The 20,345-nt window shown below is 72.7% G+C and carries 19 protein-coding genes; 11 read left to right on the top strand and 8 right to left on the bottom strand.

Annotated elements, in window-relative coordinates; genetic code table 11:
* Positions 1-31 precede the first annotated feature (31 nt).
* Positions 32-328 carry a DUF1540 domain-containing protein gene (locus ACN27D_RS07985; protein WP_120574165.1) on the top strand — a complete coding sequence of 99 codons (297 nt, stop codon included), beginning with the start codon at positions 32-34 and terminating at the stop codon, positions 326-328.
* A gap of 10 nt (positions 329-338) precedes the next feature.
* On the opposite strand, the gene ACN27D_RS07980 is transcribed toward ACN27D_RS07985, so the two are convergent.
* Positions 339-956: a DUF4126 domain-containing protein gene (locus tag ACN27D_RS07980; protein ID WP_421498847.1), complete on the bottom strand. Its 618-nt coding sequence runs from the start codon at positions 954-956 to the stop codon at positions 339-341.
* Between the two features lie 71 nt (positions 957-1,027).
* On the opposite strand from ACN27D_RS07980, the gene nucS reads away from it, so the two are divergent.
* Positions 1,028-1,687: an endonuclease NucS gene (gene nucS / locus ACN27D_RS07975; protein WP_030503891.1), complete on the top strand. Its 660-nt coding sequence runs from the start codon at positions 1,028-1,030 to the stop codon at positions 1,685-1,687.
* A gap of 9 nt (positions 1,688-1,696) precedes the next feature.
* On the opposite strand, the gene ACN27D_RS07970 is transcribed toward nucS, so the two are convergent.
* Positions 1,697-3,199: an aldehyde dehydrogenase family protein gene (locus tag ACN27D_RS07970; RefSeq protein WP_120573400.1), complete on the bottom strand. Its 1,503-nt coding sequence runs from the start codon at positions 3,197-3,199 to the stop codon at positions 1,697-1,699.
* 218 nt (positions 3,200-3,417) lie between these two features.
* On the opposite strand from ACN27D_RS07970, the gene ACN27D_RS07965 reads away from it, so the two are divergent.
* The 7 genes from ACN27D_RS07965 to ACN27D_RS07935 all read left to right on the top strand — a co-directional run bounded on the left by ACN27D_RS07965 (position 3,418) and on the right by ACN27D_RS07935 (position 10,247).
* Entirely contained in the window at positions 3,418-3,864 is a 447-nt protein-coding gene (locus ACN27D_RS07965) for an FHA domain-containing protein (RefSeq protein WP_120573401.1), read from the top strand.
* Between the two features lie 469 nt (positions 3,865-4,333).
* The gene (locus tag ACN27D_RS07960) at positions 4,334-5,398 is read left to right on the top strand and encodes an alpha/beta fold hydrolase (RefSeq protein ID WP_421498846.1); all 1,065 of its coding nucleotides are present in this window, start codon (positions 4,334-4,336) and stop codon (positions 5,396-5,398) included.
* A gap of 123 nt (positions 5,399-5,521) precedes the next feature.
* Positions 5,522-7,312, top strand: a complete 1,791-nt coding sequence (locus ACN27D_RS07955; protein ID WP_358174773.1) for a 3-hydroxyacyl-CoA dehydrogenase family protein — start codon at positions 5,522-5,524, stop codon at positions 7,310-7,312.
* Positions 7,313-7,353: 41 nt separating this feature from the next.
* A complete protein-coding gene (locus ACN27D_RS07950) occupies positions 7,354-7,848 on the top strand; it encodes a SigE family RNA polymerase sigma factor (RefSeq protein WP_120573404.1) in 495 nt (164 codons plus the stop codon).
* Positions 7,845-8,924: a hypothetical protein gene (locus ACN27D_RS07945; RefSeq protein WP_421498845.1), complete on the top strand. Its 1,080-nt coding sequence runs from the start codon at positions 7,845-7,847 to the stop codon at positions 8,922-8,924. Before ACN27D_RS07950 ends, ACN27D_RS07945 begins: the two co-directional genes overlap by 4 nt.
* Positions 8,925-9,043: 119 nt before the next feature.
* Entirely contained in the window at positions 9,044-9,370 is a 327-nt protein-coding gene (locus ACN27D_RS07940) for a hypothetical protein (protein ID WP_081636038.1), read from the top strand.
* Between the two features lie 67 nt (positions 9,371-9,437).
* Positions 9,438-10,247: an alpha/beta hydrolase gene (locus tag ACN27D_RS07935; RefSeq protein ID WP_421498844.1), complete on the top strand. Its 810-nt coding sequence runs from the start codon at positions 9,438-9,440 to the stop codon at positions 10,245-10,247.
* Between the two features lie 4 nt (positions 10,248-10,251).
* Here ACN27D_RS07935 and ACN27D_RS07930 read toward each other — a convergent pair whose 3' ends face one another.
* The 5 genes from ACN27D_RS07930 to mce form a co-directional block, all read right to left on the bottom strand.
* Complete coding sequence (locus ACN27D_RS07930) at positions 10,252-11,457, bottom strand: AI-2E family transporter (protein ID WP_421501120.1); 1,206 nt, start codon at positions 11,455-11,457, stop codon at positions 10,252-10,254.
* A gap of 341 nt (positions 11,458-11,798) precedes the next feature.
* Complete coding sequence (locus ACN27D_RS07925) at positions 11,799-13,856, bottom strand: hypothetical protein (protein WP_421498843.1); 2,058 nt, start codon at positions 13,854-13,856, stop codon at positions 11,799-11,801.
* Between the two features lie 171 nt (positions 13,857-14,027).
* Positions 14,028-15,278, bottom strand: coding sequence for a DivIVA domain-containing protein (locus tag ACN27D_RS07920; protein ID WP_047894792.1), 1,251 nt, complete (start codon positions 15,276-15,278; stop codon positions 14,028-14,030).
* A gap of 263 nt (positions 15,279-15,541) precedes the next feature.
* Positions 15,542-16,897 carry a crotonyl-CoA carboxylase/reductase gene (ccrA, locus tag ACN27D_RS07915; protein WP_421501119.1) on the bottom strand — a complete coding sequence of 452 codons (1,356 nt, stop codon included), beginning with the start codon at positions 16,895-16,897 and terminating at the stop codon, positions 15,542-15,544.
* A gap of 280 nt (positions 16,898-17,177) precedes the next feature.
* On the bottom strand, positions 17,178-17,642 hold the full coding sequence (mce, locus tag ACN27D_RS07910) for a methylmalonyl-CoA epimerase (RefSeq protein WP_350814885.1): 465 nt from the start codon (positions 17,640-17,642) through the stop codon (positions 17,178-17,180).
* A 321-nt stretch (positions 17,643-17,963) separates the two neighbouring features.
* On the opposite strand from mce, the gene ACN27D_RS07905 reads away from it, so the two are divergent.
* Positions 17,964-18,227, top strand: a complete 264-nt coding sequence (locus ACN27D_RS07905; protein WP_358174782.1) for a hypothetical protein — start codon at positions 17,964-17,966, stop codon at positions 18,225-18,227.
* Complete coding sequence (locus ACN27D_RS07900) at positions 18,224-19,057, top strand: tyrosine-type recombinase/integrase (RefSeq protein WP_358174785.1); 834 nt, start codon at positions 18,224-18,226, stop codon at positions 19,055-19,057. Before ACN27D_RS07905 ends, ACN27D_RS07900 begins: the two co-directional genes overlap by 4 nt.
* Positions 19,058-19,115: 58 nt before the next feature.
* On the opposite strand, the gene ACN27D_RS07895 is transcribed toward ACN27D_RS07900, so the two are convergent.
* Positions 19,116-19,415 (bottom strand): hypothetical protein, encoded by a 300-nt coding sequence (locus ACN27D_RS07895; protein ID WP_358174788.1) that lies wholly within the window; start codon positions 19,413-19,415, stop codon positions 19,116-19,118.
* Positions 19,416-20,345: the final 930 nt, after the last annotated feature.

Raw genomic sequence — 20,345 nt, 5'->3', positions numbered from 1 at the left:
CGGGGCAAGACACCCACTGAAGGGCGAGATGATGACCGCGTCGTTGGAGATGCCCCGGGTCCAGGAGTGCGCCGTCCGGTCCTGCGCCTACAACCACACGAACGACTGCCACGCGTTCGCCATCACCATCGGCAGCAGCGACCACGCGCACTGCCACACGTTCGTGGAGATGCCCGTGCGCGGCGGCATCGACCAGCTCGTGGCCCAGGTCGGTGCGTGCTCGCGCTCGGACTGCCGGCACAACGCCGACCTGGAGTGCCACGCGCCGGCCATCACCGTCGGCCCGGACATGGACATGGCCGACTGCATGACGTACGAGAGCCGCTGAGCCGCTGCGGTCAGACGCGGAAACCGGCCTCCCGGGCGGCGGCGCGTTCCCGGCGCCGCTCCCGTCGACGGCGGAACAGCCAGGGCACGAAGAGCACCAGGCCGACCAGGAACACCAGCACCAGCACCGGCAGCAGCAGCGCCACCACCGACATGACGACGCTCGTCGCGTCCTCGGCGGTGCTGGCCACCGGCGCGCCCACACCGGCCGTGGTCGCGTTGATGACCGGCCGGGCGGCGGCCTTGAGCAGGTGCACGCCGAGCGCGATGAACACGCCGACCACCACCGGCACCCACTGGTGCGACGAGAAGAACGTGTCCGGGTCGCTGACGGTGACCGTCTCCGAGCCGGCGCCCGCGCCGAACGCGAGCCCGCCGGCCGTCGGCCGGACCACCGTCTGCACCACGTCGTTGACGTGGTCGACCACCGGCACCTTGTCGGCCACCACCTCGACCGCGAGCAGGACCGCGAGGATCAGCACCACCCAGCCGTTGCCGAGCCACTGCCAGCCGCTCGGCAGCTCGACCAGATCGGTGTAGCGGGACAGCAGACCCATCAGCAGAAGCGGGACGTAGGCGTTCAGGCCCGCCGAGGCGGCCAGGCCGGAACCGGTGAGGACTTCGAGCACGATCTCAATATGGCACCGGTACGCCAGTGGCGCTCGTCGGCGTCCGCCGGGGCCTCGGCTACCCTCGGCGGGTGCGGTTGGTCATTGCGAAGTGCTCGGTGGACTACGTCGGACGGCTCTCGGCCCATCTGCCCCCGGCGACCCGGTTGCTGATGGTGAAGGCGGACGGGTCGGTGTCGATCCACGCCGACGACCGGGCCTACAAGCCGTTGAACTGGATGAGCCCGCCCTGCCGGCTGGAGGAGGCGCCCGGCGTCTGGCGGGTGGTCAACAAGGCCGGCGAGGAACTGCGCATCACCCTGGAGGAGATCTTCCAGGACACCTCGTACGAGCTGGGCGTGGACCCGGGCCTGCGCAAGGACGGCGTCGAGGCCCACCTCCAGGAACTGCTCGCCGCGAACCCGGAGACGCTGGGGGAGGGCTTCACGCTGGTCCGGCGGGAGTACATGACCGCGATCGGGCCGGTCGACCTGCTCTGCCGGGACGCGGTCGGCGGCGCGGTGGCGGTCGAGGTGAAACGGCGCGGCGAGATCGACGGCGTGGAACAGCTCACCCGCTACCTGGAGCTGATGAACCGCGATCCGCTGCTCGCGCCGGTGGCCGGCGTGTTCGCCGCACAGGAGATCAAGCCGCAGGCGCGGGTGCTCGCCACGGACCGGGGCATCCGGTGCGTGGTGGTCGACTACGACAAGCTGCGCGGCATCGAACGCGACGAGCTGACGCTGTTCTGAGGCGCCGCCTCAGCGGCCCCGGCCGTACATCAGCTTGGCGATCTTGACGATGCGGGCGACGTCGGCCGGGGTGCGCTCGAACGTCATCGCCGGCAGCAGCGACCGGGCCCGGCGGCGGGTGACCGACTTGGGCCGGCCGAACTCGCGCAGCCCCTCCTCGCCGTGGATGCGGCCGAAGCCGGACTCGCCCGTGCCGCCGAACGGCAACGTCGACATGCCGGCGAACGTCAGCGCCGAGTTGACCGAGGCCATCCCGGAACGCAGCCGCCGCGCCACCGCCACCGCCCGCGCCCGGCCGAAGACCGAACCCCCGAGCCCGTACGGCAGCGCGTTGGCCCGCTCGACCGCCTCGTCCACGTCGCGGACACGGTTGACCACGAGGGTCGGCCCGAACGTCTCCTCCTGCACGGCGGCCGAGTCCTCCGGCACGTCGACCAGGACCGTCGGGTGCACGTACGGCGGCTGGACCGCCTCCGGGCCGCCGAGCACCGCCCGGCCGCCCCGGTCGATCGCGTCGTCGATGTGCCGGCGGATGATGTCGATCTGCGACGGCATGGTGATCGGGCCGAGGTCGGACCCGTCGGCGCCCACCGTGAGCCGGCCGGCCTTCGCCACCACCTTGTCGACGAAGGCGTCGAAGACCTGGTCGACCGCGTAGACCCGCTCGATGCCGATGCACGTCTGGCCGGCGTTGGTCAGCCCGCCCCACACGCACGCCTCCGCCGCGGCGTCCAGGTCGGCGTCCGAGTCGACGATCATCGCGTCCTTGCCGCCGGCCTCCAGCAGCACCGGCGTGAGCGACTCGGCGCAGGCGGCCATCACCCGCTTCGCGGTCGCGGTCGAGCCGGTGAACGCCACCTTGCCGACCCCGGAACGGCACAGCGCCGCACCGACCGCGCCGAAGCCGTGCACCACCTGGAACACCGGCTGCTCCGGCACCACCTCGGCGAACCGGTCGACCAGCCACTGACCGACCGCAGGGGTGTACTCGCTCGGCTTGAACACCACGGCGTTGCCGGCCGCGAGCGCGTACGCGGCGGAGCCGATCGGCGTGAAGACCGGATAGTTCCACGGGCCGATCACGCCGACCACGCCGTACGGCTGGTATTCGAGGTGACCGGTGAACTCGGCGAGGATCAGGCGGGAGCGGACCCGGCGCGGCCCGAGCACCCGGCGGGCGTTGCGAGCCGCCCAGTCGATGTGCTCCAGCGCGGTGAGGATCTCCACCACCGCGTCACCGACCGGCTTGCCGCCCTCGGTGTGCATCAGGTCGGCCAGCTCCTCGATCCGCCGGGCGAGCACACCGCGCCAGCGCTGGAGGCGGTCCCGCCGGCCGGCGAAGCCGAGCCCGGCCCACCAGTCGCCGGCCTCCCGGGCGCGGTCGACAGCGGCACGCACGTCCGCCTCGGCGGCCAGCGGGAATCTGCCTGCCTCGGCGCCGGTGGCCGGGCTGGTCGACACCAGCAGACCCTCGGAGATGAGCGGGGCGCCCGGCACATGCACAGCGGTCATGGCCGAAGTCTAGACCCGAGGATTACTCGCCGGTAGGTGTCGAACGCGCCGTACGCTGCGCGGACGATCAGCCGTCGCATCGACGGAAGTGCCGTCCGAAACGGCGAACGGGAGATGACCGGCCGGGGTCGCGGGGGTGACCGCGCGGTGGTGCAAGCCACTACGGTGAGGTGGCAGGCTGACGCCGCGGGGCGATGTGGGGTGGAGGTCGACTGTCCATGGAGGAGCATCCTGAGCTGATGCCGTTGCTGACGGTGTCCGGCGGGGCGATGCGTGGGCTCACGTTCCGGGTCGGCCAGGACGCGCAGGTGATCGGCCGCGCGCCGACCGCCGACATCGTGCTCGCCGACCCGCACCTGAGCCGGCGGCACGCCACCGTCCGGGCCACCCCGGAAGGGGTGATGCTCACCGACCTCGGCTCGACCAACGGCACCTGGCTCAACGACACCCGGGTCACCGGCAGCGTGGCGATCGCCGACGGCGACGTGGTCCGGCTGGGCCGTACCGACCTGCGCCTCTACGACCCGGGTGTGGCTCGGACCGACCCGGTCGGGATGAGCTTCGGCGCCCTGCGCCGCGACCAGCGCCCCACCCTGCCGCTGCCCGTCCCCGGGCCGCGCCAGCCGATCGAGGCGCGCGAGGCGCAGCCGGCCGACGCCCGCTAGCCCTCCGCACCCGCCGGCCCTCTTGGGCCCGCCGAGTGCCGGCACCCGCTGAGCCCTCACGCCCGCGCTGCCCCCGACGTCGCGCCGACCCGCGCTCAGCCCGGCGGGCGCCTCAGCCCGCCCGCCGAGCCCAGCGCGCCTGACTGCGCGCCCCGGCGCCGCCGCGTTCCCGGCGCTCCTCACCCGGCCCACCCACCCGCGTTGATCAAGGAGTTTGGGTACGGAAAGGGCTGCTGCGGTGACGCAAACTCCTTGATCACCGCTACGACGCGACCGGCGACGGGGCCGGGGGACGGGTGGGCGCTTCCATGCTCGGTCGATCATGAAGTTGGCGGCGTTCTGCGTCTGATTTGTCGCCGCTAACCTCATGATCGACGCGTAAGGCGGGGGTGTGCGCCCATGGTTGGGGTGGGCGGTGTGGGGGTGGGGGACATGGTGCGGGGGTGGGGGCGCGTGCCAGCATGCGCGAATGCGCAGCGCACGGCTCACGGTCCAGGCCAACGGCATCACCCAGGCGGTCCGCGTGGCCGGTCCACCGGACGGCGTGCCGGTGCTGCTGGTGCACGGCAACGTCTCCTCCTCCGCGTTCTGGGAACCGCTGCTGGCCCGGCTGCCGGACACGCTCCGGGTGGTCGCGCCCGACCTGCGCGGCTACGGCGAAACCGACACCGCGCCGGTCGACGCCACCCGAGGGCTGGACGACTTCGCCGACGACGTGGCCGCGCTGCTGGACGCCCCGGGGCTGTTCCGGCCCGGCGCCCGGCCGGTGGTGGCCGGGCACTCGCTGGGCGGTGGGGTGGCGATGCGGCTGCTCGTCGACCACCCGGAGCGGGTGGCCGGTCTGCTGCTGGAGGCGCCGGTGTCCCCGTACGGCTTCGGCGGCACCCGGGACCTCGACGGCACCCCGACCACGCCCGACTTCGCCGGCACCGGCGCCGGTGGCGCGAACCCGGACTTCGTGGCCCGGCTCGCCGCCGGTGACCGGGGCGCGGACGGCCCGACCAGCCCGCGTGCGGTGCTGCGTGCCGCGTACGTGGCCGACCCGGCGTCCCTCGGCGACGACGAGGACCTGCTGCTGGAGAGCATGCTGACCACCGCCACCGGCGACGACAACTACCCGGGCACCGCCGTCGCCTCGCCGCACTGGCCGGGGACCGCCGCCGGGCGGCGCGGCGTGCTCAACGCGCTCGCCCCGGCCCACTTCCGGCTCGCCGACGAGCTGGTCGCCGCGCCGGTCAAGCCGCCGGTGACCTGGGTACGCGGCGACGCCGACGTGATCGTCTCGGACACCTCGCTGTTCGACCTGGCGTACCTCGGTCAGCTCGGTGTGGTGCCCGGCTGGCCCGGTCCGCAGGAGTGCCCGCCGCAGCCGATGGTGGGGCAGACCCGCGCGGTGCTGGACCGGTACGCGGCGGCCGGCGGGACCTACCGGGAGGTGGTGCTGCCCGGCTGCGGGCACAGCCCGCACCTGGAGCGGCCGGCGGAGTTCGTCGCCGAGCTGCTGGCGCTGGTAGGGGAGAACGCCACCGGGTGAGGCGCGGTGCGTGAAATATCCCACGGCGTCTCGACAACACAGCGTCACGTGGCAGACTCCGGCGCATAACCTTAGCGGCCGTTCATGTCGCGAACGGCGGAGTCGAGCCAGGGGAGGCCGGTCGTGGCGCGGGAGTTCACCAGGGTGGGCGTGGTGGGTCTGGGCACCATGGGTGCCGGCATCGTCGAGGTGTTCGCCCGCAACGGCGTCGACGTCACAGCCGTCGAGATCTCCGACGGGGCGCTGGAGCGCGGCCGGGCCACGCTCACCGGCTCCACGGACCGGGCCGTCGCCAAGGGCAAGCTCGCCGAGGCCGAGCGGGACGCCCTGCTGGCCCGGGTCGACTTCCGGGTCGGCCTGGACGCGCTGCACGACGTGGACCTGGTGATCGAGGCGGTGCCTGAGCACCTGGACCTCAAGCAGCGGATCTTCGCCGAGCTGGACCGGGTCTGCAAGCCCGAGGCGATCCTCGCCACCAACACGTCCTCGTTGAGCGTCACCGAGATCTCCGTCGCCACCACCCGGCCGAACCAGGTCATCGGCATCCACTTCTTCAACCCGGCCCCGGTGATGAAGCTGGTCGAGGTGGTCCGCACGGTGGTCACCTCGGCCGACGTGGTAGCCGACGTGGAGGCGCTCTGCGAGCGGCTCGGCAAGGTCGACGTGACGATCAGCGACCGGGCCGGCTTCATCGCCAACGCGCTGCTGTTCGGCTACCTGAACCACGCGGTCGGCATGTTCGAGGCCCGCTACGCCACCCGCGAGGACATCGACGCCGCCATGAAGCTCGGCTGCGGCCTGCCGATGGGCCCGCTCGCGCTGATGGACCTGATCGGCCTGGACACCGCGTACGAGATCCTCGACACGATGTACCGGCGCGGCGGCCGGGACCGCCGGCACGCCCCGGCCCCGCTGCTCAAGCAGATGGTCACCGCCGGTCTGCTGGGCCGGAAGTCCGGTCGCGGCTTCTACACCTACGAGCGGCCGGGCTCGCCGAAGGTCGTACCCGACGAGTACACGCCGCTCGCCGCGGACGCCGCGCTCGCCGACGGCGCCCGCGCCATCGCGAAGGTCGGCGTGGTCGGCTCCGGGACCATGGCCACCGGCATCATCGAGGTGTTCGCCAAGGCCGGGTACGAGGTCGTCTCGGTGACCCGGGGCGCGGAGAAGTCCGCGAAGGTCTGCGAGGCGGTCAAGACCTCGCTGAACAAGGGCGTGGTGCGGGGCAAGCTCAGCGAGACCGACCGGGACGACGCGCTCGGCCGGATCACCTGGTCCGCGACGCTGGAGCACCTGGCCGACGTCGACCTGGTGGTCGAGGCCGTGATCGAGGAGCTGAGCGTCAAGAAGGCGCTGTTCGCCAGCCTCGACGAGATCTGCAAGCCGGGCGTCGTGCTCGCCACCACCACCTCGTCGCTGCCGGTGATCGACGTGGCGATGGCGACCCAGCGCCCCGCCGACGTGGTCGGCCTGCACTTCTTCAACCCGGCGCCGATCATGCCGCTGGTGGAGATCGTGCAGACCATCCGCACCTCCGCCGAGACGTCGGCCACCGCCCGCGCGGTCTGCGCGAAGCTCGGCAAGACCGGCGTGGTCTGCGGCGACCGGTCCGGGTTCATCGTCAACGCGCTGCTGTTCCCGTACCTGAACGACGCGGTGAAGATGCTGGAGGCCAGCTACTCGACCGCCGACGACATCGACTACGCCATGAAGCTCGGCTGCGGCTACCCGATGGGCCCGTTCGAGCTGCTCGACGTGGTCGGCCTGGACGTCTCGCTGGCCATCCAGCGGGAGCTGTACCTGGAGCTGCGCGAGCCCGGCTTCGCCCCGGCGCCGCTGCTGGAGCACCTGGTCACGGCCGGCTACCTGGGCCGCAAGTCCGGCCGCGGCTTCCGCGACCACACCCGGCGCTGACCGCTGTCAACAGCCGGGCCCGGTGACGGCGTCTTCGAGGTGTGACCTTCGAGGAGTACGTCGGCAGCCGCGGCCCGGCTCTGTTGCGTCTGGCCCGGCTGCTGACCGGTGACGCGCACCGGGCCGAGGACCTGACGCAGGACGTGCTAGCCCGCGCGTACGTGCACTGGCGGAAGATCGCCCGCGCCGACCGGCCCGACGTGTACGTGCGGCGGATGCTCGTCAACGCGAACACGTCGTGGTGGCGGCGCCGGTCCAGCCGTGAGCTGGCGGTGGACACGTTCGCCGACCGGCCCCAGCGCGGCGACCTCGGTGGCGAGGCGGCCGACCGGGACGAGATGTGGCGGCTGATCCGCGCCCTCCCGGACCGTCAGCGCGCCGTGCTGGTGCTGCGCTACTACGAGGATCTGGACGACGCCACGATCGCCCAGATCCTCGACTGCTCCCCGGTCACCGTCCGCACCCACGCGATGCGGGCGCTCGCCCACCTCCGGGAGCGCTGCGGCGTCCCGATGACGAAGGGGAGCCGGCCGTGACCGACCTCGACGAACGGATCGCCTCGGTGCTGCGGGAGCGCGCCGAGGGGGAGACAGACACCGGACGCCTGCTGCGCCGCTCCCGCGCGCTCGGCCGGCGCCGTCGGGTACGCCGCCGGGTCACCGCCGGCACCGCGCTCGCCCTGGTCGGTGTGCTCGGCTTCACCGGCGCGATACGCGCGGACGTGGGCGGGCTGGCCGGGCGGATGCCCTGGACGGCCGCGACGCCGGCGACGGCGCCGCCCCCGGTGCCGCCGCTCGCCGACGGGGTGCCCGCCGCGCGCGACCGCCCCGACCTGGTCGGCACCGATCCGCAGGTGCTGCACCTGGGCCTCGACACCACCCGGGCCCGCTATCTGGGCTGGTCCGTCCACAGCTCCAACCGGGTCGAGTCGATCCGGTTCAGCGACGGTGACGGACACCCGATCCTGCTCGAGGTGAGCCCGTTGGCGAAGACCCTCGACGACACGCCGATCGACGGATTCCCGATGCAGGCCGCCAGCGGTCGGCTGACCTTCGACGGTGGGGTGCTGCGCGTCGCCGGCACGGACGGTCTGGTCAAGTCGTGGCAGCCCTTTCCCGGCCTCTACGCCCGGGCCGCCACGCTTCGCGGTGACGTGACCGCCCTGGACCGGGTGGCCGGTCTGGTGCGCTGGGAGGAAGCCCGGCGATGCACCGGGCCGGTCCGACCGACCACGTTGCCGGCGAACGCGGCGGTGACGGGATGCTCGGTGGACGCGGCCGCCTTCCCGAAGGGCCTCACGGTTCAGCTCACCGTTTTCCGGGCACCCTCCTCGACCATGTGGATGCGGCTGGTCTACGGGGCGGAGATGGGGGAGGACACGGGTCGCCGCAGCAACCGCGACCTGGGCGGCCGTCCGGGCTTCCTCTATCCCGACGGCACTCGGCTGGAACTGATCGGCCTGCCCAAGGTGCGGTTGACAGTCGACTTCGCCTGGCCTTTCCCGGGCGACCGACCTGCGGGCCAGGTGGACTTCACCGAGACCGACGCGGCGGCCGTGCTCGCCGGGGCAAAGGTGGCGAAGGACCTCACCCGTCCGCAGACCTGGCCCTGATCGGCCACCCACGAACGAGATCTTGGTACGGAACGGCCCGTGGAAGGGCGTATCCGTACCAAGATCGCTCGGTTTCGGGGCACCGGCGGTGACGTGGGGAGGGGCCGTAGGCTGGGATCGTGAGTCCGCGTCGAAATCGGGCCCGCCGGGAAGAAGGCCCCGGCCTGGACGCCGAGCGTGCCCGCCACGGCGTGCCGACCGTGCAGCAGTGGCGCGACGGCGACTGGCAGATACGCGCGATCAGCGGTGGCGCATCAGTCAAGACCTACCGCTGTCCCGGCTGTGACCAGGAGATCCGGCCGGGCGTGGCGCACCTGGTGGCCTGGCCGGCCGACGACCGGGGCGACCTGACCGACCGCCGGCACTGGCACTCCGGCTGCTGGCGGGCCCGGGACCGGCGCGGGCCGAACCTCCAGCGCGGCCGGGGCGCCCCGCGCTACGGCTGAGCGATCTGGATCACCCGGTTCGCGTCCCGCTGGGCGGCGGGGCCGCCGACGCGGGAGACTGGCAGGCGTGAGCACTCCGATTCGCGCGTCGTCGATCCTGCCCGGCCGCCGGGAGGACATCGAGCTGCACACGGCCGACGGGTTGATGCTCGTCGGCGAGCTGGCCCGGCCGCTGGACCGCGAACCGGCCGCCACCCTGGTCTGCCTGCATCCGCTGCCCACCCACGGCGGGATGATGGACAGCCACGTGTTCCGCAAGGCGGCCTGGCGGCTGCCCGCGCTGGCCGGCCTCGCCGTGCTCCGGTTCAACACGCGGGGCACCACCAGCGTCCGCGGCACCAGCGAAGGCACGTTCGACGGCGCGGTCGGTGAGAGGTTCGACGTGGCCGCCGCGATCGAGTACGCCGAGTTCCACGAGCTGCCGAACATCTGGCTGGTCGGCTGGTCGTTCGGCACCGACCTGGCGCTGAAGTACGGCTGCGACCCGGCGGTGGCCGGCGCGATTCTGCTCTCCCCGCCGCTGCGCTACTCCGCGCCGGAGGACCTGGCGGTCTGGGCCGAGACGGGCAAGCCGCTGACCGCCCTGGTGCCCGAGTTCGACGACTACCTGCGCCCGGAGGAGGCCCGGGAACGGTTCGCCGCCGTGCCGCAGGCCGAGGTGGTGGGCGTGGACGGCGCCAAGCACCTCTGGGTCGGCGACGCGGAGAAGGTGCTGGACGAGGTCGTCCGGCGGGTCGCCCCCGGCGTACCGCTTCCGCTGCCGACGACCTGGGACGGCCCGATGGAGACCGGCGACGCCAGCGCGTACGCCGACCGCACGGTCGCCGCGTTCGCAGACACCCCGGTGCCAGGCCCGGCCCAGCGGCGCGCCGAGTAACGGCTCAGCGGGCGTCCTGGCGGGGCAGCACCACCTCGCGCAGGATCAGCTGCAACGCGGCGACGGTCGGGATCGCGATGAGCGCGCCCACCACGCCCAGCAGCGCCACCCCGAGCAGCGCGGCGAGCAACGCGGCCACCTCGTTGACCGACACCGCCCGGCGCATGATCTTCGGATAGATCAGGTAGTTCTCCACCTGCTGGTAGAGCACGAAGAACACCAGGCAGGCGATGCCCACCGGCAGGTCCGTGGCGAGCCCGACGAGCGTCACCACCACCGCGCCCAGCGTCGCGCCGATCTGCGGGATCAGGTCGGTCACCGCGACCACCACGGCGAGCGCGAACGGGTACGGCAGGCCGACCGCCAGCGCGAACACGAACGTGGTCACCCCGGCCAGCACCGCGATGGCGAGCGCGCCGACCATGTACGCGCCGACCCGGGTCAGGATCTCGTCGCCGATCAGCCGGACCCGCTGCCGGCGTGAGCGCGGCACCAGCGCGTACCCGAGTTCGCGCAGCTTGTCGAAGTACGCCAGGAAGTAGATCGTCAGCACCAGCACGGTGAGCAGCCGGAAGATCGTCCCGAAGACCAGTTGCGCGCCGCCGAGCACGCCGCCGAGCGCCCGCCCGATCGTGTCCGCGTTCGCCGCCGCCTGGACCCGCTCCATCACGTCGTACCGGATGACGAGGTCGTTGACAGTGGGATTGCGGCGCAGCTCCTCGACGTAGCCGGGTAGCTGCTGGATGAACTGGCCGGACTGGGTCACCACCGGCGGCACCAGCGCCAGCAGACCGGCGACGATCAGCAGCAGCACGGTGAGCGTCACCACCGCCACGGCCAGGCCGCGCGGCACGCCCCACTTGTGCAGCCGGACCACCGCCGGGTGCAGGCCGACCGCGAGGAACAGCGCGATCACCACGAGCACCAGGATGCCCGCCGCGTTGCGGATGCCCAGGAACAGCGCGTACGCCAGCAGCACGCCGAGCGCGCCGGTGAACCCGACCAGGAAGGCGCTGCGCCGCAGCGGCCGCCCCGGTACGCCGAAACGCCCGCTCGGCTCGAACTCACCCGGCTCGACGTCGACGGGCCGCTCGCTGCTCGTGCCGGTGCCGGTCCTCACTCGCTCCGCGGCACGCCCGGCCTCACCCGCGGTGCCAGCGGTGTCGTTTGCGGGCTTCGCGTCGCCGGTGGGGAAGCCGGAGGTGTTCACGTCCGCGGCCTCGTCGTCCCGGGCGGCGGAACCCTCCTGTGACACCCGTGCCTCCCCGCTGCCCGGCTCGCCCGCCGGTGACGTCCACGGCCGACGAGCGGCCCTCTGCCGGCAGGGTAGTCGCCGCCGTCCGCCCCGACCATCCCACACCACTGCCCGCCGGCCGTCCCGGCGGGCCGCCCCGGCGCGGGTCGCCCGCCGGTTCGGGGAGGTGGCGTGGTCCGGGTGGGGTGGGATGCCGCCACCTCGCCGACGTGGCGCTGGGCCCGCCGGTTCGGGGAGGTGGTGGGGTCCGGGTGGGGCGGATGCCACCACCTCCCCGATCCGGCGCGGCGGGTGGATCAGTCCTTGTCGACGCTGACCGTGCTGGGCTTGGCGCTGCGCTCGTCGGTGGTCGGCTTGGTCGGGCGCTTGCCGTTCTCGCCGGTGCTGGTGATCTTCGTCGGGGTGGCGCCCCGGCCACCCTCGCCCGGTACGGCGGCCACAGTGGGCTCCCCGTCGACGCCCGCGCCTGCGGGGGAGTCCATCGTGGTCACCGGCTCACCGACCGGCTTCGCCTTCCCCGCCTCGGCCGGCTCGCCGTCGCCCTTCGCCGGCCCGGTGCCGGTGGGTGCGGCCGGGGCGGCGCCCTTCGCGGCCACCGGCGCGCCACTGCCGACCGGAGCGTCGGCGGGCTCGCCGCCGTCGTCGCCGGCCCGGCCGGAGGCCGCGGTGGCGAGGTCGTCCGGGTCGACCGGGGTGGCCGCGATCCCGGCCGAGTCGGCGTCGCGCCGCAGATCGGCGAGCCGTCGTTGCAGGTCGTCGGACTCCTGCCGCGACTTCCACGTCTCGGTACGCAGGTCGGCCAGCTCCTGCTGGGCCTTGGCGATTTCCAGCATCACCCCGGCGAGCTGCTGCCGGCCGGCGGCCACCTCCTGCTGGGTCGAGGCCAGGTGCTGCTGGGTGGTGGCGAGGTGCTGCTGGGTCGTGGCCGCGTACTCCTCGAACTGGCGGCGCGAGGCCGCCACGTGCTCGTCGGCCTTGCGGCGCTGCGCGGTGGCGTCCGCCTCGGCGCGGCGCAGCAGCTCGGCGGCCTCCAGCTCGGCCTGCTGCCGCATGCTCAGCGCGTCGGCCTCCGCGGCCTCCCGGACGCCGGCGGCGGTGCGCTCGATCTCGTCGCGCCGCGTGGTGTACGCCTGCTCCAGCTCCTCCTGCCGCTTGGCGTGCTGCTTGTCCAGCTCGTCGCGGCGCTTGGCGAACTCCTGCTCGGCGGCGGCCCGGCGCTGGGCCAGCTCCTTCTCCGCGCTGTCCCGCCGCTCGGCGACCTCCTTCTCCACCCCCGCCCGCCAGGCGCCCAGCTCCTGCTGGGTCTGCGCGCGGGACTGCTGCACATACGCCTCGGTCTCGGTGCGCATGCGCTGCACGTACGCCTCGACCTCGGCGCGGTTGCGCTTGCCGGCCTCGGCGGCCTCGGTGGTGAGCCGGTTGGCCTCGGTGCGGGCCCGGCCGCGGGTGGCCTTGGCGGCCTCCTCCGCGTCGTCCACGATCTTCTTGGCCTCGGCCAGCGCCTTGGCGTGCGTGGCCCGGCCGGCCTCGGCGGCGGCGTCGGTGAGCCGCTTGGCCTCCTGCTGGCCCTTGGCGTGCACCTCCTTGGCCGCCTCGCGGAGCTGGCTCGCCTCCTGCTGGGCCTTCGCCAGCGCCTCCTTGGCCGCCTCGCGCAGCCGCGCCGCCTCCTGCTGGGCCCGGGTGTGGATCTCCTTGGCCGTGTCGCGGAGCTGGGTGGCCTCCTGCTGGGCCTTCGCCAGCGCGTCCTGGGCGGTCCGGCGCAGCTTCTCGGCCTCGTCCTGGGCGGCCGTCCGCAGCTTCGTCGACTCGTCCTGCGCGGCCTTGCGCAGCTGCGCGGACTCGTCCTTGGCGGCCTTGAGCGTGGCCTCGGCCTCGGCCTTGCGGGCGGCGGTGTGCCGCTCCTCCTCGGCCCGGCGGGCGGCCAGCGCGATCTCGAAGTCCTTGAGCGCCTGGGCGGCCTGCTCCCGGGCCTCCTCGACGATGTGCTCGGCGGCGGCGCGGCGGGCCTCGATCTCCTCGTTGGCGGCGCCGAGGATCTCGTCGGCCTGTTCCTCGGCCATGGTGAGGATCTGCTCGACGCGCGGACCCAGGTGCCGGAACGACGCCCGGTCCACCACCGCCGCCTGCTTGCGCACCTGGGCCAGGTCGCGCTGGAGCACCTCGACCTGACCGGCCAGCTTGTGGATCTGGGTGTACGCCTGTTCCCGCTCGGTGGTCAACGCCGCGATCTCGTGCTCCGCGCGAGCGACGTAGCGGTCGACCTGCCGTTTCTCGTATCCCCGCAGGGCGGACTCGAAGCTGGGCTCCGTCGTCACGTCCCCGCCGAGCGCGAACAGTTCCTCGCCGTGCGACATGCCCCCATCCTCACACGCATCCGGCTCTGCTGGGGCGATACGGACGCCCCTTCTGGGAGCTACTTCACCCTCCTGGCGAAACGGGCCGCACAAGCATGACGGCGCGGGGCGACACCGGTCACCCGGCGTCACCCCGCGCCGTGGCTCATGCCCCCGACAGCGGGTGTTCGATCAGCCGGCCGACTCCGCCGACACCTTCTGGCCGGAGGCGTCCGCCTTCGGCGCCTCGGCCTTGCCGCCGGCCGGCACGCCCGGCACGATGCCGGCCAGGCCGGACAGCATCTGCCCGAGCTGCGAGGTGACCGCGTCCTTCTGGCGGGTCAGGTCCTCGACCTCGCGGCGGGCCGCCTGCGTGGTCAGCTCGGCCTCGGTGCGGGCCTCGTTGAGCACCCGCTGCGCCTCGGCGCGCGCCTCGTTGAGCGTCTTGTCGGCCAGCGCCTTGGCCTTGTCGACGGTCTCGTTGGCGGTGCGCTCGGACTCGACCCGGCGGGCCTCGGCCCGCTGCTCGATCTCCTTGGCCCGCTCCTGCGCGGCACGGGCCCGCTGCTCGGCCTCGTTCACCAGCTTCTGGGTCTGCGCGACCTGGGCGGCGTGCCGCTCCGACTCCTCGCGCTCGGCCTTCTCGCGCCGCTCGGCGAGCTGGAGCTCCAGGGCCTGGAGGTCCTTGTCGCGCTTGTCGCGCGCGTCGGTGAGCAGCTTGGTCGCCTCGGCCCGCTTCTCCTCGGCCTCCCGGGCGGCCTTCGCCCGCTGCTGGGTGATCTCCCGCTCGGCGGTGGCGCGCAGCGTGGCGACCTCGCGCTCGACAGTCGACTTCAGCTCGGCCACCTCGTGCGCGGTGACCGTACGCAGCTGCTTGGTCTCGCGGTCGGCGTCGGCGCGCAGCGTGTCGGCCTCGCGGCGGGCCTGCACGCGGACCTCGGCGGCCTCGCGCTCGGCGGCGGTACGGACGCTGCCGGCCTCGCGCTCGGCGGTCGCCTTCATGGCGGCGGCCTCGGCACGTGCCTTGTCGGTGATCTCGCGCGCCTCGAGGCGGGCGGCGGAGAGGATGCCCTCCGACTCGCGCTTGGCCTCGTTGCGGTGGTCGTTGGCCTGCTCCTCGGCCAGCCGCAGGATCTGCTCGACGCGAGTGCCCAGGCCGGACAGGGTCGGCCGGCTGTTCTCCTCGAGCTGCTTGTTGGTCTCGGTGAGCTTCTGCTCCAGCGCGCTCTGGCGCTGCTCGGCCTGCCGCAGGCGGCGCTGAGCGTCGTTCATCCGCTGCTCGGCCTCGGCGCGGGCCTGCTCGGACTGGCTCAGGGCGGCGCTGAGGCGGCCGATGAAGTCGTCGACCTGGTTGGTGTTGTAACCACGCAGGCCAACGGTGAAATCGGGCTGTGAGTTCGCGTTATCGAAGAACGCAAGAGGGGAGGACTGCTGCTGGGGCATTGGGACATACTGGCAGACGCCCCAGGGTGGTTCGCAAGAGCGGTGGGCACCTTTCGCGTCCTGTTTACATGGTCAACTCCGCCGTCCGGTGAGACCGGACCAATTGGCGATCTTGGCAGCTCCCGGGCGGGTGGGGCGGGTCGGGCTTCTGCGGGGAAGGCGGCGCGAAAAGGGCCGCGGGTCGGCACCCGCGGCCCTTTGTGCGTACGCCGGTCGAATGGCGCCCCGGTCGGCCGGAAAGGCAATCCGGGGCGACCGTACGGTCAGTGACCGCGGAACCGGTTGATGGCGCTTTCGTGGCGCGAACGCATCTCGATGTCCCGGACGCCGAGCCCGTCGGCGGGGGCGAGGCACCGCACGCCGACCTTGCCCTGGTGCGCGTTGCGGTGCACCTCGTACGCGGCCTGGCCGGTCTGCTCCAGCGCGTACGTCTTCGACACGGTGGGGTGCACCTTGCCCAGCGCGACCAGCCGGTTGGCCTGCCACGCCTCGTGGTAGTTGGCGAAGTGGCTGCCGACGATCCGCTTGAGGTGCATCCACAGGTAGCGGTTGTCGTACTGGTGGTTGAAGCCGCTGGTGGAGGCGCAGGTGACGATCGTGCCGCCCTTCTTGGCGACGTAGACGCTGGCGCCGAACGTCTCCCGGCCCGGGTGTTCGAAGACGATGTCCGGGTCCTCGCCCCCGGTCAGCTCGCGGATGCGCTCACCGAAGCGGCGCCACTCGTCCTGGTCCTGGGTCTGCTCGTCCTTCCAGAACTTGAACCCCTCGGCGGTCCGGTCGATGACCAGCTCGGCGCCCATCTTGCGGCACAGCTCGGCCTTCTCCGGCGAGGAGACCACGCAGACCGGGATCGCGCCGCCGTTGAGCGCCATCTGGGTGGCGTAGCCGCCGAGGCCGCCGGAGGCGCCCCAGATCAGCACCACGTCGCCCTGCTTCATGTTCGCGCCGTGGTGCGACACGAGCTGCCGGTACGCGGTGGAGTTGACCAGCCCGGGGCTGGCCGCCTCCTCCCAGCTCAGGTGGCGCGGCTTCGGCATCAGCTGGTTGGCCTTCACGACCGCCAGCTCGGCCAGGCCGCCGAAGTTGGTCTCGAAGCCCCAGATCCGCTGCTGCGGGTCGAGCATCGTGTCGTCGTGACCGGCGGAGTCCTCCAGCTCGACCGACAGGCAGTGCGCGACCACCTCGTCGCCGGCCTTCCACTTGGTCACGCCCGGCCCGGTGCGCAGCACGACGCCCGCGGCGTCCGAACCGACCACGTGGTACGGCAGGTCGTGGCGGCGGGTCAGCTCGGAGAGCCGGCCGTAGCGCTGCAGAAACTTGAAGGTGGGCAGCGGCTCGAAGATGCTCGTCCACACCGTGTTGTAGTTGATCGCGCTGGCCATCACCGCGACGAGCGCCTCACCCGGGCCCAGCTCGGGGGTGGGCACCTCCTGCACGTGCAGCGCCTTGCGCGGGTCCTTGTCGCGGGTGGCCATGCCCTCGAACATGCGGGTGTCCTCGGCACGCACCACCACGCCCCGGTAGCTCTCCGGCACGGGCAGGGCGGCGAGGCCGGCGAGCTCCCGCTCCGGCTGCGACGAACCCTCCGCCGCCATGATCGCTTCGAGGATGTCCTGCACGGTGACCTCCCGTTTGTCCACACCCGCACGACGCGGGCAGGGGTGCTGCCATCGTCGGCACCGGTGCGACGGGACCGCCATGTCGGCAATCGACACATTCGGCACCGGTCGCCGCTGCTGTTCGGGCGGACGTTACTGAACGGTAGCTAAAGCGGGAACCCCTCTGTGAAAAACTGCATCCACCGATGCGTGGAGCTGTCCGTGGGAACGCGCAAGCGCGCACTGCCGCGCGCGTTCCCACATGCCGGGAGGGGGCCGCGGCCGACCCCCTCCCCGCACGTCAGGCCGGCTGGACCAGCTCGATCAGCACGCCGCCGGCGTCCCTGGGGTGCACGAAGTTGACCCGGGAGTTCGACGTGCCGCGCCGGGGTGCGTCGTAGAGCAGCCGTACGCCGCGCTCGCGCAGCGCCGCGCAGGCCACGTCGATGTCCGCCACCGTGTACGCGACCTGCTGGATGCCCGGACCGCGCTTGTCCAGGAACTTGCCGATCGTGGTGTCCGGCGAGAGCGGGGCGAGCAGCTGCACCATGCCGCCGGAGGCGTCCGGCCCGACCGCCAGCATCGCCTCGCGTACGCCCTGCTCGTCGTTGGTCTCGGTGTGCACGCAGCGCATCCCGAACGTGCGCTGGTAGAAGTCGATCGCGGCGTCCAGGTCGGCCACGGCGATCCCGACGTGGTCGATGCGGCGCAGGCCGATGTCTGTGACAAACTCGGCAGCGGGCTCGACGGGGGAGTTCTCAGCCATGACGCTAGTCTGACCGAACAATCGTTCGGAAGACCTGCCCAGTCAGGCATCTCACGCAGCCGGCCGGACCACGCCCGAACGTCCTCGCCGCCCGCGCCAGCCGAACGGCCGACCCGCGGCTGAGGTCACCCGCCCGGTATCCCCCACGCACCCGAGCCAGCGCAGGCCGCGCCTGAATCGTCCTGCCGGACGGACGATGCCGCGCTGACCAGGATCGATGCACGATTCCCGTATGAAGCGCGCTGACCAGCAATAAGGCGACCCCCGGGCGTCGCTCGCAACGACGCGCCGGGGCCTCGACCGGACTCGGGAGGTCCGACCATGAGCACCCTATCCACGTTCTACGGCCCGCCACGTCGCCTGTCCGCCACCGGCCGGCAGCAACTCGGCGCCGCAGTCATGCTCGACCAGGACTGGAGCATGACCTTCAGCAGCGAGGACCTGCTGATCGACGCCGTCGCCAGCCTCTCCGACGACGACCTCGAAGCGGCACACACCCTGGCCGCCCTCTTGCCCGGAGCTATCGCCTGCGTCCAGATCCGACGCGACACCGCCCGGGATGCCAGCAGGCGGGCAGACCGGTGACCGACCCGTACATCACCGCCTACATCCACGACCTACGCGCCAACGGCCGGCACAGCGGCACCACCCTCGACACCTACACCGACCTGCTGGCCCGTCTCGACCGGGACCTGCCTTACGGCCTGTGCGACGCCAACGCCGACGAACTACGCGCCGTGATCTACACCGATGGCCGCAAGCCCGGCACCCGCGCGCTCTACCGCGCCGCCGTCAGCGGGTTCTTTCGCTGGGGATGCAGCGAAGAACGTCCCGAAGCCGACCGCTTCGACTTCGACCCCAGCCGCTACCTGCCCCGCGTCGACGTGCCGCGCCGGGCAGCCCGCCCGGTCACCCACGACCAGCTGCGCGACATCCTGCGCCGGGGACGCGACCCCTTCCGCCTGTGGTACCTGCTGGCAGCCGGGGAGGGTCTGCGCTGCATCGAGATCTCCCGCCTCGACCGTCAGCACATCACCGCCGAGGACACGTGGATCCGCGGCAAGGGCGACCGGGAGCGCATCGTGCCGACGCCGGCCGCCGTGTGGGCCGCGGTGCGGGACCTGCCGGACGGGCCGGTCGCCCGCCACCCGGACGGCACCGGCCGCGCCAACCGCCGCCAGGTCCGCGAACGCGCCAACTACCACCTCCAGCGCACCCTGCGGCACCGCGGCGTGACCATGCACCGGCTGCGGCACTGGTACGGCACACATGTGCATCGGGCCGCCGACGGGGACATCCGCGTCGCGCAGGAACTGCTCGGCCACTCGTCCCCGTCGACCACGCAGATCTACCTCGACACCACAGGGCCGCTCAAGCGCGCCGCCGTGGACAACCTGCCGCTGCCCCTCGACTGACGTAGGCACGTGCGTCTCGTCCTCCGCACGCTGGCCGGGGGACGAGACGCACAGGTGTTCACCGGGGACGTCGGGGCCGACGGCGACGCGGTGTGCACCGCCCGGCGACCTCGTCAGGGGCGGCCACGGGGCCGGCGACCTCGATACGAGGCGGCCGTTTCGCGGGTAGGTGCGCCGGATCGGCGACGATGACCACGTCCACGGCGCCGGCGAACATCATTTCCTCGGCCCGCGCCCACACCGCGTGCACCACTCCCTGCACGTGGTAGCCCTGCTCCTCGGCGTAGGACATGCACTTCGCGGCCGGCGGCACCGGCTCGGTGATGGTGTCGGGCACCCAAATCACAGCTCGTTCCATGACGTCATCTCCTGATCAGCTCCAGATTGGCGAGGTGATCAGGAGTGGTCGTGGTGGGGGAGGGGCGCGCGGCACGGGCAGGCTGGTGGCCTGCGTGTTCACGGCCACGACCGCCTCACCGCGGGACAGTGAGGGCGGGCATGTCGGCGGCACGGGTGTTCCCGAGGTCGGGGATCCCGAATCGCCGCCGGCGGTGACGGTCGTAGAGGGCGGCACGACGGCCTGCGGGGCCGTCCACGGCGGTAGGGGCGGCAGGGGACGGGGTCGGTCGTCCGACGTGTCGGGGTGACCTGGCGGCCTGGCCGGGCCGGTGTCCGGCCGGGCGGGCGGCGGCGGTGCGGGCGGTACCGGCTGCGCCGTTGAAGCCTCGCTGGGCACCGTGGCCGGGGCGGGCGGCGGCGTGGTGGGCACCGCCGGAGGCGCCGGCCTACGTGACGAGCCGGGCGAGCGCGGCGGCCGGATGGCCGGCGGCGTCGGTGTGACCGGGACGACCTCGATCACGTGCGGCACGGGCGACGGGGCGGGCAGCGGTGTACCGGTGATGCCGACCGGCGGCAGTGGGACCGGTTCGCCGTGCGCCGGTTCACCCGCGAAACACAGGCCGCACACCCACCCGAGGATCATCGTCCGTATCCAACCGTTCACTCACGAATGATGGCGGGGGTGTGGGTTGCGCTGTCAGCCTCAGCCAGCCATAGGCCCGTCATATGCCCCTGCGGGTGCCCGGCGTGCAGGAAGCGCCAGGCGGCCTAGCCGTGGCCTGATTGTTCCGAGAGTCACTCCGACCACTATGAACGGAACCTAGTGCTCATGGTGCACGGAATGCTCCACTGGATCCGCACACGCGAGGGGAGGTGACTCCCGTGATTAGAACCATTGCCGCCGCCGCTGCCATCGGTGCTGCCGCCGCCGCCCTCGCGCTCGTCGAGC

Source organism: Micromonospora sp. WMMD1274 (assembly GCF_049179035.1).
GTDB classification, from domain to species: Bacteria; Actinomycetota; Actinomycetes; order Mycobacteriales; family Micromonosporaceae; genus Micromonospora; species Micromonospora tulbaghiae.
The sequence above is the reverse complement of the archived record's forward strand: the minus strand, read 5'-3'. Positions and strand labels throughout refer to the sequence as shown.